Origin of the sequence: Pseudobutyrivibrio sp. (assembly GCF_017471675.1) — a bacterium.
Taxonomy (GTDB): Bacteria; Bacillota; Clostridia; order Lachnospirales; family Lachnospiraceae; genus Pseudobutyrivibrio.
The window spans coordinates 75,015-92,006 of record NZ_JAFUSK010000031.1; the positions used below are offsets into that span (position 1 = coordinate 75,015).

The window sequence follows — 16,992 nt, forward strand, 5'->3', positions numbered from 1 at the left end:
ATTCTCCCTTTAAAAGACACGTCACCGCAGGCGTGTCTTTTTTGTATTTATAGCGGTTGTTTAAATTGCATAAATGGGCTAAAATAGATTACATGAATGTAAGAATTCTATGTGTTGGCAAAATTAAAGAAAAGTTTTATAGGGATGCAATTTTAGAGTATTCAAAAAGGCTATCTAAATATTGTTCTCTCGAGATAGTTGAAGTAAACGATGAAAAAACTTCGGAAAATTCAACTGAAAATGAGATTAATATTATTAAGGATAAAGAGGGAGAAAGAATCTTAAAGCATATCAAGGACAGAGATTATACTATTGCTTTAGCAATTCAAGGAAAGCAGCAGGATTCAGTTGCTTTTTCTAAATATATAGAGAATCTTGGGATTACAGGTAACAGCTCCATTTGCTTTATTATCGGAGGCTCCTTAGGGTTATCAGATGCTGTTATGAAGCGCTGTAATGATTCTATTTCTTTTTCCAAAATGACTTTTCCGCATCAGCTTATGAGGGTAATTCTATTAGAGCAGATATATAGAGCTATGCGAATAATGAATAACGAGCCATATCACAAATAGTATTAAAAGGGGTGTATATCTAATGAGAATGTATGATTTAATCGAAAAAAAGAAAATGGGGGAGGCTCTAACAACAGAGGAAATCTACCATATCGTAAATGGCTACACACATGATGAGATTCCTGATTATCAGATGTCTGCACTTTTGATGGCCATATACTTTAAGGGGATGGATGTTAGAGAGCGTTATGATTTAACAATGGCAATGAGAGATTCAGGGGATATTCTTGATCTTTCATCAATAGATGGTGTTAAGATTGATAAGCATTCAACAGGTGGTGTAGGAGACAAGGTTACACTTGTACTTGGACCTATCATTGCTTCAATTGGCGTTCCTGTTGCTAAGATGTCTGGTAGAGGACTTGGACACACAGGTGGAACTATTGATAAGCTTGAGGCTTTCCCAGGGTTCAATGGAGCTCTTTCAGAGGAACAGTTTATTAGCCAGGTTAATAATATTAAAATTGCAGTAACTGGTCAGTCGAAGAATCTTGCACCAGCTGACAAGAAGCTATACGCTTTGCGTGATGTTACAGCTACTGTTGATGAGATTTCTCTTATTACTGGTTCAATCATGTCAAAGAAGCTTGCTGCAGGTACAGATGCCATCGTTCTTGATGTTACAGTTGGTGACGGTGCTTTCATGAAGACTAAAGAATCAGCATTAGAGCTTGCTAAATCAATGGTAGATATTGGAAAGCGTGCTAATAAGAAGATTGCTGCTGTTCTTACTAATATGGATGAGCCACTTGGTTTTGCAGTTGGTAACAACCTAGAGGTTATAGAAGCCATCAATGCATTAAAGGGCAACGGTCCTGAGGATTTGATGGAAGTTGTTTATGAGCTTGGTTCCCAGATGATAGTTTTCTCTGAAATTGAAACAGACAAGAAAAAAGCAAGAGCTCTCATGGAAGAAGCTGTTGCAAATGGCAAAGCTTTTGAAAAGTTCTTGGAATTTATTGAAATGCAAGGTGGCGATGCATCTTATGCCAGAGATATAAACAAATTTGCACCTGCTAAATATGTTATACCTGTTGAAGCTGAATGTGATGGATATGTTCATGCACTTAAGGCTGAGACATTTGGTCTTGCATCAATGTCACTTGGAGGTGGCCGTGAGACCTTTGAGGATGTTATTGATATGTCTGTTGGTATTATCCTTAATAAAAAGGTTGGAGACCAGGTTAAGAAGGGCGAAGCTATCGCTTACGTACATGCAAATGACGAAGCCAAGGCTAAGCATGCTATCGAAATGATTAAGAGTGCTACTGAGGTTTCTAGCGAAAAATGCGACCACATGAAGTTAATTATTGACATTGTAGAATAAAATGAGTGATTTTTCTTTAAATATTAATATTCCTGCAGAGCATACAGGCAATATATTTGGACAGTTTGATAAAAACATAAAAGCTATCGAAAAAGGGATGAACATATCATTTATTCCTAGAGAGGATTCCATCAAGGTGGTGGGAGACAAGGAACATGTTAAACATGGAATAAGTGTTGTGGATGAGTTATTATCCCTATCGAAAAAAGGCAATATTATTACTACACAGGATGTTAATTATATTATGTCTATAGAACAAGAAAAGATTGAAAACCATGATGTATCAGAGGCTAGGGGCGAGATAATCTGCCATACAACTACAGGTAAGCCTGTAGCCCCTAAAACACTTGGACAAAAGAAATATGTAGATGCAATCACTAACAACATGATTGTATTTGGCGTTGGGCCAGCTGGAACAGGTAAGACTTATCTTGCCATGGCTAAGGCAATCACTGCATTTAAAAACGAAGAGGTATCAAGAATCATTCTTACACGTCCTGCCATAGAAGCGGGAGAAAAGCTTGGTTTCTTACCAGGAGATTTGCAGAGCAAAGTAGATCCATATCTTAGACCATTATATGATGCTTTGTATCAGATTATGGGAGCGGAGGCATTCCAAAGGAACATGGAAAAGGGCCTTATAGAAGTGGCGCCTCTTGCGTATATGAGAGGTCGCACCCTTGATAATGCATTTATCATATTAGACGAGGCTCAAAATACCACTCCAGCTCAGATGAAAATGTTTCTTACCAGAATTGGTTTTGGTTCTAAGGCTGTTATTACAGGTGATAAAACCCAAAAGGATTTACCTTCTGGAGTTAAATCTGGCCTTGATGATGCAATGAGTGTACTTAAAAATATTGATGATATTAAAATCTGCAATCTAGATTCAAAGGATGTTGTAAGACATCCTTTGGTTCAGAAGATTGTTAACGCCTACGAGATTCATGACAAAAAACTTGAAAGCAAAAAAAGGACAAAATAATGAGACAAACAGATAGATTTTCATCAATAAGATCCATTTATGCTATTTTGATTGCGTTAATTTTTATAGCTGCAAACACCTTATTGTGTTCACTGGCTTCTGTATTGATTGATAAATTTTTTTGTATTATTGGAATCAACATATGTTTTTTCTGCTTATTTTTGTTACTTATAATTCGCAGAAGGTTAGAAAATAAGCTACCGGAATTCAATTATATTTCCTATAGCAAGATTGCAATTGTAGTATTAATTGATTGGGCTATTACAATTGCATGTAGTGTTTTTGCTCCGGATTTTTTTGCACCATTAATTGTTTTGCCTATTGTTGCAAGTGCGGTTTTTGATGACAGTCTTTCAAATGTTTTTAGTCTTTATTTGGTAATCATCACATCTCTTTGTTATGATTACAGTATTTATATGGTTTTATGCTATATTACAATGATTCTGTTTGGCAATTTGCTAACAGGCTTCTTTAGAAGAACGGAGAATATCCAGAAGCTATATGCTTTAATTATGCTATTTGCTATTAATACAATGGTTTCTGTGATTTTCTATTATTTTAACTATATAGAATTAAACTTATCTATACTTGTATATGGAATTGTCAGTGGACTTTTGGCATGCCTTATAACTATCTGTACCCTTCCAGCTTTAGGTTTAATGGTTGAAAAGGAACAGGTTATTGTATACGATGCTTTTTTAGACCCGGATTTTTCCCTTTGCAATGAGATACGTAAATTTTCTTATATTGAATATCAGCACGCCAAAAGAATATCTGCCTTATCCAGAAAATGTGCTAAGGCAATTAATGCCAACGAAGGTCTGGCGGCATGTGGCGCATTTTATTATCGCTTGGGTAAGATAGAAGGTGAACCTATGATTGACAATGCTATTCGCATTGCTAACAACCATTGCTTTCCAAATGATGTAATCCAAATTATATCTGAGTACGGGGGCATTGTTTCACTTCCTAGCACAAAGGAATCTGCTATAGTTCACATGGTTGATTCTGTTGTTACAAAGGTGGAGCTTTTTGATTCAGATTCTATGAGCAGTTCATGGAATCAGAACATGGTAATATATCAGACTATTAATGAATTATCGCAAAAGGGCTTTTATGATAATTCAGGTCTTACTATGAATCAGTTTTTGGTTATAAGAGAAATATTAGCAAACGAGGATATTTTAGCATGACAATTTATTTTGAAAGTGAGTGCGAAGCAGATTTTAATTTCGACCATGAGAAAATCGCTAAGGATGTAATAAATACAGCCATAGATCACATGAATTTTCCATTTGAAGCAGAGGTTAGTGTTACCCTCACAGATGATGAAGGCATCCAGACAATTAATAAGGAATTTAGACAGATTGATTCACCTACAGATGTTCTTTCATTCCCAATGATTGAATATAAAAATGCTGGAGATTTTTCTGAAATAGAAGAAAATGATGATTTATTTAACCCAGAATCAGGAGAAGTTATTCTCGGAGATATAGTTCTTAATGTTCAAAGAATATATAAACAAGCTGAAGAATACGGTCATTCTACTCTAAGGGAATATGCTTTTCTTATAGCCCATAGTATGTTACATTTATTTGGGTTTGATCATATGACAGAGGCGGAGGCTTCAGTTATGGAACAAAAACAACGAGAGATATTAGATATTCTTGGTATTTCTCGAGATTAACGAAAAGGAGACAATAATCTATGAAAAAACAATTGGTATCCGCAATGCTTGTACTTTCAATGGCAGCTTCTATTGTAGGCTGTGGAAAAAAGGACGCAGAAGATGTTGCAGAAATTAGTACAATTGAGCCTGAGGAGGAAGTGGAAGCAGTTGATGATTCTGTTGCTTTCTGGGATCAGTCCTCTGAGGATGGTAGGGTACGCAGTTACCTTACAGGAGATTGGGTAGATGCCAAATATGGTAGACAACGCCCTGTTGCAGTTATGATTGAAAATACAAAGGCCGCAATACCTCAATATGGTATTGGAAATGCAGGTGTAATATATGAGTGTGTTGTTGAAGGTGGCATTACACGTATGATGGCTATTTTTGATGATTACTCTGGACTTGACCAGATTGGTAACGTCAGAAGTTCTCGACCATATTATGTATATTTTGCCAGCGAATATGATGCAATCTATATGCATGCAGGTGGAAACCCAGCAGCTTTTGAACTTATTGATGACAAGAATCTTGTAGATAATCTTAACGCTTTAACACTTGAAGGAAAGAAGGGCTCTAGTGCTTCTTATCGTACAGGTAAATCAGAGCATACACTTTACACCAATTCAGAGGGTATTGATATTGGTATTAAGAAGCTTGGATACGATATGACACTTCCAGCTAATTACGAACCACACTTTAAGTTTGCCGCAGATGGCAACACACTTGAGTCTGGTAAGGACTGCGAGGCTATACAGCTTTATTACTATACTAACAAGCCATACTGGATTTACAACGAAGATGACGGTTTGTATTACAGATATGAGTTTAACCAGAAGCAGGTAGATGCGCTCTCTGGACAGCAGCTTACTGCAAAGAATATTATTATCGAAAATGTTGACTGGTGGACATATGAAGGCTCTCAGTACTTAGGCTATGTTCTTTCATACAACACTGGAACAGGTAAGTATATTTCAAATGGTAAGATGATTGATATTGTTTGGTCTAAGGATGGGGATTCTGATATTACTCATTACTATGACTTAAATACTGGTGAGGAAATTCAGCTTAATGTAGGAACAACCTGGATTCAGGCATGCCAGAAGGAATACACAGACGAAACAGTTTACTACGAGAATAAATCAGAATTTAGTAAGGCAAAATAGTTAGTTTATGACAAAAAGAACAAAAGGTAGCGATGCCAGCTTCCTAATGCAGGGAAGCATCCTTGCTATTGCTTCAATTGTTAGCCGTATAGTGGGACTCATATACAGAATCCCACTACAGGCTACTATTGGGGATACAGGAAACGATTATTATGGCACCGCATACGAGATTTACAATATAATATTACTTATATCTTCATACAGCATTCCTCTTGCAGTATCAAAGCTGGTATCTGCAAGAATGGCGAAGGGGCACGTCAAGGACGCAAACAAAGTATTGCACGGCGCCCTTCTTTTTGCGTTTATCAGTGGAAGTCTTGCTTCAATCATTGTTTTCTTTGGAGCAGAGTTTTTTACAGGATCCCTACTTAAAACACCGTTTTCTGCCATTGCTCTTAAGGTTCTTGCACCAACACTTTTAGTAGTGGCTATTCTTGGTGTATTTAGAGGATTCTTCCAAGGCCTTGGAACTATGATTCCTAGTGCTATTTCTCAAATTGGAGAGCAGATTGTTAATGCTATTGTCTCTGTAGTTGCAGCAAATATACTATTTAGCTACGGCAAACGAGTAGGTGGAGTTTTAGGAGATGTTAAAGGCTATTCTGCTGCCTTTGGTGCTGCAGGTGGTACTCTTGGAACATCAACTGGTGCAGGCTTTGCATTAATATTTATTCTTTTTATTTTTTTCGCTTTTAAAAAGCCTTTTGCGAGAATGCAAAAAAAGGATATTCATAAGCATTTAGAGTCCTACGGAGATGTTCTTCCAATACTTGTTATGACAATTATACCAGTACTTCTTAGTACTACTGTTTACAATATTAGTTCTATTATTGACCAGGGTATTTTCAAAAATCTTGCTTTGCTCCAAGGCTATGAAGCATCTGTTACATCAAAGGCCTGGGGAGTATTTACAGGAAAGTACAAGGTACTTATAAACGTACCTCTTTCTATAGCATCAGCTATGGCTGCATCTACGGTGCCAAGCCTTACTGCTGCATTTAATTCTAATGATACTAAGCTTGTTAAAAAGCAGATTAACATGGCAAACAGATTTGTTATGATTATCGCTTTCCCATGTACTGTTGGAATAATGGTGCTTGCATCACCAATATTACAGCTCCTTTTTAATGATGCTGAGAAATCATCAGCGATGATGCTTATAATTGGTGGATGCTCTGTAGTATTTTATTCATTATCCACCTTATCAAATGGTATTTTGCAGGGAATTGATAAGATGACAATTCCTGTAAAGAATGCATTAATAGCACTTGTTGCACATGTTGTGCTTTTATTTATTCTTATGGAAGCATTTCATTTGCATATTTATGCCGTAATTATTGCAAATGCATTTTATGCTCTGATGATGTGTGTTCTTAATCAATCTGCTGTACTTAAGTTTTCAGGGGCATATATTGATATTAGAAGAGTAGTGTTAGCACCACTTGAAGCATCTGCTATTATGGGCGTTGTTGCTTACCTTATTTATCACGTGTTCGATGGTATCTTTGTTATGATTACATCAGCTAGAGTTGCTAATTTCTTCGCATGTTTAATAGCTATTTTGGTGGCTATTATAGTTTACTTTGTTTCACTACTTTTATTTAAGGGTGTGGATGAAGAAACATTGCTTAAATTCCCAGGAGGAAGAAAGCTTTGTGATATGGCATATAGCTTACATTTACTGAGGTAGTTCTATGAATACAGATGAAAAGATTTATGATGTTTGTATAGTTGGAGCTGGTTTTTCTGGACTTGTTCTTGCAATAAGGCTTGCAAGAGCAGGTCTTTTGGTATGTTTAACAGACTTAAATAGAATTGTTGGCAGAAAAATTCTTTCAACCGGTAATGGACGCTGTAACTTTACAAACAGCAGAATGGGAAAAGATTATTATTATAGCAATTCAGATTTATCATTTATAGGTGATAATCATCAGGAATTAAGAGAGTTTATTAAAGAACTTGGCGTTTTTGATAAGGATATGGATGGATACTTTTATCCATATACCAATCAGGCCAAGACTATCAGAGAAGCTTTAGAAAACGAAATAAAAGCATTAAATATTGATGTTTTTCTAGATAACAGAGTTACTGATATTTCTTTTGATAACGTATATACGATAACAACCAACAGGCTTAAGCTTACTTCTAAAAAGGTATGTATTGCCTGCGGTGGATTATCTGCTGCAACACTTGGTTCATCTAAGCTTGGCTATAAAATGGCTAATAAATTTGGCATGAAAACTACAAAGCTTGCACCTGCACTTGTGGGCATTACTTCAAATGATATTTGTCTTAAAGAGCTTGCTGGTGTTAGAGCTACTGGCATAGTGCATTATAAGGATTATTCCTGTGAGGGGGAAATACAGTTTAATAAAGATGGAGTTTCAGGTTATCCTGTAATGTGTATTAGTCGCTTCATAGGATTTGATGAGCTTGATAAAAAAATATCGGATATACGGATTGATTTTATTCCATACCTAGATAAAGAAAAGCTTACTAATGAGCTTATGGATAGATTTAAAAGAAATCCAGACAAAACAATAACCAATTCCCTGGTAGGTTTGTGTAACGAAAAAGCTATAGAGCAGGTAGTTAGTCTATCTAGAATTTACAGTGATACTTTGGTATCAAAGCTTGATGAGAAGGATATAGAAAATCTGGTATATAATTTTAAATCCTTTGTTATCTCTATTAAAGGGACAAAGGGATTTGATAGCTCCCAGGTTACAGCAGGCGGTGTGGATTTATCAGATATAAATATTAATACCATGGAATCCCAAAAATCTGCTGGCTTATATTTTATTGGTGAGGTTTTGGATGTTGATGGTATTTGCGGTGGCTATAATCTTACCTGGGCCTATACATCTGCAACATTAGCAGCAAATGATTTAATTAAGGTGATTAAATGTTAAAAGTAGATCAGATTAAACTTAGTGTAAATGATAGTGAATCAAAGCTTAAAGGAATAATCGCTCATAAGCTTAAGGTGAATGAAAATGTCATTAAAGATTTTTCTATTCTAAAAAAATCTATTGATGCCAGAAAGAAGCCTGATGTTTACTATGTATTTTCAGTAATAGTTACTTTATCAAAGGATGATGAAAAAAGAATCCTGGCAAAATGTAAGAAGGATAATAATATAAATCCTTATAAACCTATGGTATATACCATACCAAAGTTTAATAAAGAATCTGATTCTCCTATTGTTATTGGAGCAGGACCAGCAGGATTATTTGCAGCTTATATATTAGCTCTTAATAACATGCATCCTCTAATCCTTGAAAGAGGTAAGATGGTAGAAGAAAGAACAAACGATATTCTTAAATTCTGGGAGACAGGAGTTCTTGATACTTCATCAAATGTTCAGTTTGGTGAAGGAGGAGCAGGTACTTTTTCAGATGGTAAGCTTAATACACTTGTTAATGATAAGCTTGGAAGAAATAAATTTGTATTAGAAACCTTTGTTAAGTTCGGTGCACCTTCTAACATTTTATACGATTACAAGCCACATATAGGTACAGATATTTTAAAGATTGTAATTGCTAATATGCGTAAGGAAATAATATCACTTGGCGGTGAGTTTAAGTTTAATACTACAGTTAGTGACTTTATTTTTGAAAATAATAAAATTATAGGTGTTAAGGCTAATGGAAAATCATATTTCAGTGATACAGTGATTTTAGCTATTGGTCATAGTGCCCGTGACACATTTAAAAAATTACATGATTTAAATGTGTACATGGAAGCTAAGGACTTTGCTGTAGGTTTTAGAATAGAGCATCCACAGGAAATGATATCATACACCATGTATTCTGATGCTTTCTCAAAGCTTGAGCCTGCACCATACAAGCTTGCTGCAAATCTTAACAATGGCAGAGGCGTATATTCATTTTGTATGTGTCCTGGAGGCTTTGTTGTTAATTCTTCCTCTGAAGAAAACAGGCTGGTTGTTAATGGCATGAGCTACTCAAAGCGAGACAGTAAAAACGCCAACAGTGCTATTGTTGTTTCTGTTGGAGCAAATGAATTTGATAAATCAAATCCACTTTCAGGAATAGCTTTCCAAAGAGCAATTGAAGAAGCTGCTTTTAAAGCTGGCAATGGATATATTCCACAGCAGCTATATGGAGATTTTAAGGTCAAAAGATTAAGCAAATCTTATGGGGATTTTTCATCAGAAACAAAGGGTAAAACAAGCTTTGGAATGCTTTCTGATATATTTTCTCAAGATATTTATCAGTCTTTTATTGACGGAATGGGTATCTTTGGGTCTAAAATAAAAGGGTTCGATAGAGATGATGCAATACTAAGTGGTGTAGAAAGTAGAACATCTTCTCCGGTTAGAATTAATCGTAATGAATATTTTCAAGCAAATATAGCAGGTCTTTACCCTTGTGGTGAGGGGGCTGGCTATGCAGGTGGAATAACATCTGCAGCAATGGATGGTATTAAGGTTGCTGAAGCAGTTATTTCCAACTTAAATTTATAGAATAGGTGGTATAAACGTGGCAGAATACACTCCAATGATGCAGGAGTATCTTAAGACAAAATCAGAATATGAGGATTGCATTTTATTTTATCGTCTAGGGGATTTCTATGAAATGTTCTTTGAGGATGCCAAGACTGCATCTAAAGAGCTGGAACTTACCCTTACAGGAAAATCCTGTGGCGCTGAGGAAAGGGCACCTATGTGTGGCATTCCATTTCATGCGGCAGACACTTACATAAACAGACTTGTTGCAAGAGGCTACAAGGTGGCCATCTGCGAACAGGTTGAAGATCCAAAGGAAGCCAAAGGTCTAGTTAAGAGAGAGGTTATCAGGGTAGTAACACCTGGTACCAATATTGACCAACTTGCCCTTGAAGAAGGAAGCAACAATTACATCATGTCTTTGGTATACAACAAGGGTATTTTTGGAATAGCATCCTGTGATGTATCTACAGCCGATTTCTTCCTTACAGAGGTAGACAGCATTAGAAAGCTTACAGACGAGCTTTTTAGATTTAATCCAGCAGAGATTATTTATCATAAATCTCTATATGAATCTGGAATAGATATTACAGATTTAGCAGAAAAGCTAGAAAGTTCCCTATCACAGCTAGATGAATCATATTTTGATGATACCCTTAGCACTAGAGAGCTTTTAAATCATTTTAAGGCTCACTCATTAGAAGGGCTTGGGTTAATTGATTTTCCTGTAGGTAAAAATGCGGCAGGCTCCCTAATGCTTTATCTTAAGGAGACTCAGAAATCAGAGCTTACACATCTTACACATATTACGCCTTATACTGATGGCAAGTTTATGCTTATAGATAGCTCCACAAGAAGAAATCTTGAGCTGACAGAAACTATGCGTGATAAGCAAAAGCGTGGTTCACTTCTTTGGGTTTTAGACAAAACAAAGACTGCCATGGGTGCAAGACAGCTAAAAAGCTTTATTGAGCAGCCTTTGATATCTGTAGATGAAATTATCAGAAGACAGGATGCCATTGAGGAAATCAATAATGCCTTAATAGACAGAGAGGAGCTTAGGGAATATCTTTCATCGGTTTATGATTTAGAGCGTCTTATTACAAAGATTACCTATCAGTCCGCTAATCCTAGGGATTTAATTGCTTTTAAACAATCTATTGGAATGCTTTCTCCAATAAAGGCACTGTTGGATGGGTTCCATTCTCATTTGCTTTATGACTTAAATGCGAATATAGATAATTTAAAGGATTTATATAGTCTTATTGATGCAGCTATTGCTGAGGAACCACCGATTTCAGCTCGCGATGGTGATATCATAAGGACCGGCTATAATGAAGAGGTAGATAGACTACGTGCTGCCAAAATAGATGGTAAGAAATGGATTGCTGATTTGGAGGCTAAGGAGCGAGATAAGACAGGTATCAAAAACCTTAAAATTAAATTTAACAAGGTTTTTGGATTTTACCTTGAGGTAACTAATTCCTACAAGGATTTAGTACCTGATTATTATGTTAGAAAACAGACTTTAGCAAATGCTGAAAGATACTATACTCCTGAATTAAAGGAATTAGAGGATAGCATTTTAGGCGCTGAGGACAGGCTTAATACTATAGAATATGAATTCTTTAAATCTGTGAGAGATACAATCGCTGGTGAAGTAGATAGAATACAAATTAGCGCTAAGGCAATTGCTGTATTAGATGCAATTATTTCCCTGGCTGTTGTATCTGAGAAAAATCATTACGTAAAGCCTGTTATCAATAACAGAGGTGTAATTGATATAAAAGAAGGCAGACACCCTGTTGTAGAGCAGATGATAAATGCAGACCAGTTTATTGCAAATGATTGTTATCTTGATTTAGATACAAACACTATTGCAATTATTACAGGACCAAACATGGCTGGTAAATCAACCTATATGAGACAGGTTGCACTTATTGTGCTTATGGCGCAGATTGGAAGCTTTGTTCCAGCAAGTGAAGCAACAATAGGTGTTGTAGATAGAATATTTACCCGTGTAGGAGCTTCAGATGATTTGTCTACAGGTCAATCTACATTTATGGTAGAGATGAATGAAGTTGCAAATATTCTTCATAATGCCACTAGCAAATCTTTACTTATTTTAGATGAAATCGGTCGTGGTACATCTACATACGATGGTCTTTCTATCGCCTGGGCTGTAGTTGAACATATTGCGTACAATATCGGTGCAAAAACACTATTTGCTACACATTACCACGAGCTTACTGAGCTTGAAGGGCAATTAAAAGGAGTTCACAATTACTGCATAGCCGTTCAGGAATTAGGCGAGGATATTATTTTCCTTCGCAAGATTATTTCTGGCGGCGCAGATCAAAGCTACGGTATACAGGTTGCCAGACTGGCAGGGCTACCTGAGGAGGTGCTATCTAGAGCCCGCACAATTGTTAATTCACTTAATGAAAATGACATTGCTGCGGTATCAGATAAAATAGCTTTACAAGAAAAGATGGAGGAAAAATTACAAACCTTAGAAGGAATTACTATTTCCGAAGAGGATGCATCAATTATTTCTGAAATCAAGAATTTAGATGTAACTAAAATCACTCCATTAGAAGCTATGAACATATTGTATGAGTTGCATAATAGGGTTAATGAATAATGGGAAAAATTAATTTACTAAGCCAGGAAACAATTGACAAAATTGCGGCAGGAGAAGTGGTAGAACGTCCTGCTTCTGTTGCAAAGGAGCTTATCGAAAACAGTATCGATGCCGGAGCAACAGCCATCTCTGTAGAGATAAAGGGCGGTGGAATAGAATACCTTAGAATCACTGACAATGGTTCTGGAATTGAAAAGGATCAAATTCAAATTGCCTTTTTAAGACATTCTACCAGCAAGATTGCAGATGCATCAGATTTAGCCTCTGTTCGTTCTCTAGGTTTTAGAGGAGAGGCTCTTTCTAGTATTTCAGCTGTTTCTAAGGTGGAGCTTATTACAAAAACTAAGGACTCACTACTTGGAGCAAGTTATATCATAGAAGGTGCAAAGGAGATATCACTAACTGATATAGGTGCCCCAAACGGAACAACCTTTATTGTAAGGCAGCTATTTTTCAATACTCCTGCCAGAAAGAAATTTCTTAAATCAGAAAGTACCGAGGGAAGCTATGTTTTTGATGTGGTAGAGCATTTAGCTCTTTCTCATCCTGAGATTTCATTTAAGTTTCTTTTAAACGGCAAAGAGAAATTAATGACATCAGGAAACGGCAGCTTATCTGATACTATCTACCAGATTTATGGAAGGCAGATTGCATCTAATGTGTTAGATATTGATTATGAAGATGATAAGGTAAGGCTTTCAGGATTCATTGGTCAATCGGTAATTGCCAGAGGAAACAGAGCCTTTGAGCATTTCTTTGTAAACAATAGATATATCAAAAGCAACCATCTATCTAAGGCCTGTGAGGAAGGCTATTATGGATTTTTAATGGGTCATCAATATCCGTTTTTTGTTATAAATATTGATTTTGATGCTGATGTTGTAGATGTAAATGTGCATCCTACAAAGCAGGAGGTTAGATTTGAGGATGAGGCATACATTTTAGAATTACTGACTAAAACCATTAATAATCGACTTAGAAAAAGAGAGGATGTGCTTGAAGCTCATATTGACGAGCAAAAGTCTGTTACACATTCTGTGCCACTTCAGGTTATGCCTGAAATAACAAGTCAGCAACCATCTTTTAATGCTGACTATACACCTTCTATAGCTTCTGCTGAAAAGCAGACAGTGGCTATAGAACAGGAAGTAAAGCCTATTAAAATGCCTGAGCCTTTTGAAAGAGATAGATTAGAAAAGATAAAGGCTCAAGTAACAGCTCAAATCAGAAATGACACACCTTACGAAAAAAAATTTACAGAGAATAATAAAGGTGGAGAAAAATACGAACAAATCAGTTTCCTGAAAAAAGAGGCTATTAAAGAACATAAGATTATCGGTCAGGTTTTTGATACATATTGGATTATTGAATATGATAAAAATATGTATATTATAGACCAGCATGCAGCTCATGAAAAAGTGTTGTTTGAAAAGACCATGGCTCGCCTCAAAAATAACGAGATGACTTCTCAGATGATTAGTCCACCGGTAATTATTTCCCTTGCACCACAGGATGTGCTTTTGTATGAAAACTATCATGAGGCTTTTGAAAAAATTGGTTTTCAAATATCATCCTTCGGAGGCAATGAAATTGCTATAAATGGTGTGCCAGGAAATATGCTTAATCTTGACCCTAAAATGCTGTTTATGGAAATTTTGGCAGATTGCAATAATTACAAATCATCAGATTCCTTTGATATGATTGTGGAACGTGTTGCATCTATGTCATGTAAGGCAGCTGTAAAGGGAAATAATCGCTTATCAATTCCAGAGATTAAAACTCTTGTAGATGATTTGTTAAAGCTTGAGAACCCATATCATTGCCCACATGGAAGACCAACTATGATATCTTTTTCCGAGTATGAGCTGGCAAAGAAATTTAAAAGGATTGTCTAAATGAAAAATCTAGTTATATTAACAGGTCCTACAGCTGTAGGTAAAACATCGCTTTCAATTAATCTCGCCAAGGCTATAAATGGCGAGATTATTTCTGCTGATTCCATGCAGGTATATAAGGGTATGGATATAGGTACTGCAAAGGTTACTCCAGATGAAATGGATGGAATTAAGCATTATTTGATTGATGTTATTGAACCTACCGAGGATTTTCATGTTGTTAAGTTTAAAGAGATGGTTGAAAGTGCGATAAATGAAATATACGCAAAAGGCAAAATACCAATCATTTGCGGTGGTACCGGTTTTTATATTCAGGCTATTTTATATGATATTGATTTTACAGAAAATGAAATAGATAAAGGTTACAGAAAAAACTTAGAAGATTATGCAGTCAAATATGGAAACGAAGCATTACATGCCAAGCTTAAAGAAATCGATCCTGTTTCAGCTGAGAATATTCCTGCTGCCAATGTAAAGCGTGTAATCAGGGCTATTGAGTACTACAATCAGACAGGTGAACAGTTTTCTGTTCATAATGCCACTCAAAAAGAAAAAAATAGTCCCTATAATTTTGCATATTTTGTACTGAATGATGATAGAAATCTGTTGTATAATCGCATAGATGCAAGAGTTGACAAGATGATTGAAGATGGTCTTGTTGATGAAGTAAAAGCTCTTGTAAAGGCAGGGGTTAAAAAGGGCATGACAGCCATGGATGGCATTGGCTATAAGGAGCTTTTGGATTATTTAGAAGGGGATGGCACTCTTTGCGATGCTATAGAGCTTATCAAGAAGAAATCCAGAAACTATGCCAAAAGACAGCTTACCTGGTTTAGAAGAGAAAAGGAAGTTATTTGGTTGGATAAAACAGTATATACTTCTGATGATAAATTGTTAGATGTTATTTTATCTAATCTAAGAGAGAAAGGAATTATAGAAAGTGTTTGAGATTTATAAGGAATTTGGAATTTCTAAGGAAGTTTATGATTATGGCAATAAAATCATTAAGGACCTTGAGTCTAGGTTTAAAGAAATAGATGATGTGGCTGAGTTTAATCAGCTTAAGGTACTTAAGGCTATGCAGGAGCACAAGGTTGCTGCAGAATGCTTTAATACATCTACCGGCTATGGCTATGATGATGTAGGAAGAGATACCCTTGAAAAGGTATATGCATCAGTTTTTAAGACTGAGGATGCGTTAGTTAGACCTCAAATTACCTGCGGTACACATGCACTTGCCCTCGCATTGATGAGTAATCTTCGTCCTGGGGATGAGCTTTTATCTCCTGTAGGAAAGCCTTATGATACATTAGAAGAGGTTATCGGAATCAGACCTTCTAACGGTTCTTTGGCCGAATATGGTATTACATACGCTCAGGTGGATTTACTTGAAAATGGAGATTTTGATTATGATGGAATAAAAGCTGCCATCAATGAAAAAACAAAGCTTGTAACTATCCAGCGTTCAAAGGGTTATGCTAACAGACCTACACTTTCTGTAGAAAAAATAGGCGAGCTTATTTCGTTTATCAAGAATATTAAGCCTGATGTTGTCTGCATGGTAGACAATTGCTACGGTGAATTCGTTGAAAAAATAGAGCCAACAGAAGTTGGGGCTGATATGTGCGTTGGCTCACTTATAAAAAATCCAGGTGGCGGACTTGCTCCAATAGGAGGCTATATTGTAGGTACTAAGGAATGTGTTGAAAATGCAGCCCACAGACTTACATCACCAGGCCTTGGAAAGGAAGTAGGAGCTTCCCTTGGCATTATGCAATCCTTCTACCAGGGATTTTTCCTTGCGCCAACTGTTGTTGCAGGGGCTTTAAAGGGAGCTATTTTTGCAGCTAATGTTTATGAGAAGCTGGGATATCTTTGCATACCTAATTCTACAGAAGAAAGATACGATATTATTCAGGCTGTATCATTTAATAAGCCAGAGGGATTAATTGCCTTTTGTGAAGGTATTCAGGCAGCAGCCCCAGTTGATTCTTACGTAACTCCAGAGCCATGGGATATGCCAGGCTATGACAGTAAGGTTATTATGGCGGCAGGTGCTTTTGTACAGGGCTCATCTATTGAATTATCAGCTGATGGTCCACTTCGTGCGCCATATACAGCCTTCTTCCAGGGCGGCCTTACATGGAATCACGCAAAGCTTGGTATACTAAAATCATTACAAAAACTAGTAGATGCTTGCCTTGTGAACATATCTCAACTGTGTTAAAATTTGATTTGTCTGTGAGCAAAAATACTTACGACT

General features: G+C 36.4%; 13 protein-coding genes. All 13 read left to right on the forward strand.

The window, feature by feature from the left end; all coding sequences use genetic code 11:
* Window positions 1-92 precede the first annotated feature (92 nt).
* The 13 genes from rlmH to IJ535_RS05790 all read left to right on the forward strand — a co-directional run bounded on the left by rlmH (window position 93) and on the right by IJ535_RS05790 (window position 16,956).
* Window positions 93-572 (forward strand): 23S rRNA (pseudouridine(1915)-N(3))-methyltransferase RlmH, encoded by a 480-nt coding sequence (gene rlmH / locus IJ535_RS05730; protein ID WP_294299991.1) that lies wholly within the window; start codon window positions 93-95, stop codon window positions 570-572.
* Between the two features lie 22 nt (window positions 573-594).
* Window positions 595-1,899 carry a pyrimidine-nucleoside phosphorylase gene (locus IJ535_RS05735; RefSeq protein ID WP_294299994.1) on the forward strand — a complete coding sequence of 435 codons (1,305 nt, stop codon included), beginning with the start codon at window positions 595-597 and terminating at the stop codon, window positions 1,897-1,899.
* Window position 1,900: 1 nt separating this feature from the next.
* On the forward strand, window positions 1,901-2,884 hold the full coding sequence (locus IJ535_RS05740; protein WP_294299997.1) for a PhoH family protein: 984 nt from the start codon (window positions 1,901-1,903) through the stop codon (window positions 2,882-2,884).
* A gap of 161 nt (window positions 2,885-3,045) precedes the next feature.
* Window positions 3,046-4,077, forward strand: a complete 1,032-nt coding sequence (locus IJ535_RS05745) for a hypothetical protein (protein ID WP_294300001.1) — start codon at window positions 3,046-3,048, stop codon at window positions 4,075-4,077.
* Window positions 4,074-4,571 (forward strand): rRNA maturation RNase YbeY, encoded by a 498-nt coding sequence (ybeY, locus tag IJ535_RS05750; protein ID WP_294300003.1) that lies wholly within the window; start codon window positions 4,074-4,076, stop codon window positions 4,569-4,571. Before IJ535_RS05745 ends, ybeY begins: the two co-directional genes overlap by 4 nt.
* A gap of 20 nt (window positions 4,572-4,591) precedes the next feature.
* Window positions 4,592-5,719: a DUF3048 domain-containing protein gene (locus IJ535_RS05755; protein ID WP_294300006.1), complete on the forward strand. Its 1,128-nt coding sequence runs from the start codon at window positions 4,592-4,594 to the stop codon at window positions 5,717-5,719.
* A 7-nt stretch (window positions 5,720-5,726) separates the two neighbouring features.
* Complete coding sequence (locus IJ535_RS05760; RefSeq protein WP_294300009.1) at window positions 5,727-7,409, forward strand: putative polysaccharide biosynthesis protein; 1,683 nt, start codon at window positions 5,727-5,729, stop codon at window positions 7,407-7,409.
* A gap of 4 nt (window positions 7,410-7,413) precedes the next feature.
* Complete coding sequence (locus tag IJ535_RS05765) at window positions 7,414-8,631, forward strand: aminoacetone oxidase family FAD-binding enzyme (protein WP_294300012.1); 1,218 nt, start codon at window positions 7,414-7,416, stop codon at window positions 8,629-8,631.
* Window positions 8,625-10,208: an NAD(P)/FAD-dependent oxidoreductase gene (locus IJ535_RS05770; protein WP_294300015.1), complete on the forward strand. Its 1,584-nt coding sequence runs from the start codon at window positions 8,625-8,627 to the stop codon at window positions 10,206-10,208. The genes IJ535_RS05765 and IJ535_RS05770 overlap by 7 nt, the downstream gene beginning before the upstream one ends.
* Before the next feature lie 34 nt (window positions 10,209-10,242).
* Window positions 10,243-12,834, forward strand: coding sequence for a DNA mismatch repair protein MutS (mutS, locus tag IJ535_RS05775; protein WP_294300063.1), 2,592 nt, complete (start codon window positions 10,243-10,245; stop codon window positions 12,832-12,834).
* A complete protein-coding gene (gene mutL, locus IJ535_RS05780; RefSeq protein ID WP_294300019.1) occupies window positions 12,834-14,729 on the forward strand; it encodes a DNA mismatch repair endonuclease MutL in 1,896 nt (631 codons plus the stop codon). Before mutS ends, mutL begins: the two co-directional genes overlap by 1 nt.
* Complete coding sequence (gene miaA / locus IJ535_RS05785) at window positions 14,730-15,677, forward strand: tRNA (adenosine(37)-N6)-dimethylallyltransferase MiaA (RefSeq protein ID WP_294300021.1); 948 nt, start codon at window positions 14,730-14,732, stop codon at window positions 15,675-15,677.
* Window positions 15,670-16,956 carry a methionine gamma-lyase family protein gene (locus IJ535_RS05790; protein WP_294300022.1) on the forward strand — a complete coding sequence of 429 codons (1,287 nt, stop codon included), beginning with the start codon at window positions 15,670-15,672 and terminating at the stop codon, window positions 16,954-16,956. Before miaA ends, IJ535_RS05790 begins: the two co-directional genes overlap by 8 nt.
* Window positions 16,957-16,992 lie beyond the last annotated feature (36 nt).